Source organism: Calothrix sp. CCY 0018 (assembly GCF_963920925.1).
Classification (GTDB): Bacteria; Cyanobacteriota; Cyanobacteriia; order Cyanobacteriales; family Nostocaceae; genus Rivularia.
Genome location: NZ_CAWUDI010000166.1, coordinates 1 through 227, shown reverse-complemented (window position 1 = coordinate 227; position 227 = coordinate 1). Strand labels below are relative to the sequence as shown.

At 67.4% G+C, this 227-nt stretch carries 1 protein-coding gene; it reads left to right on the top strand.

The genetic code is table 11. The features are described from left to right. On the top strand, positions 1-227 hold a 227-nt coding region (locus ACM03V_RS34585), incomplete at both ends, for a phage protease (RefSeq protein ID WP_414625331.1).

The following is a 227-nucleotide window of genomic DNA, read 5'->3' as shown; positions in this document are numbered from 1 at the left end:
CTGAACACCGAGCTGGCGACCTTGCGTGCGCAGAACGCCCAGGTCGAGATCGACCAGGTCCTCAATCAGGCCAAGGCCGACGGCAAGGTGGCCAGCGACGTCGTCGAGAAGACCTGGCGCGACATCGGCAAGGCTGACCTGGCCCAGCTCAAAGCGCTGGTCGACGCCACGCCCGCCAACCCTGTCCTGGCCGGCAAGCGCCAGACCGAGGGCAAAGAGCCGGGCAA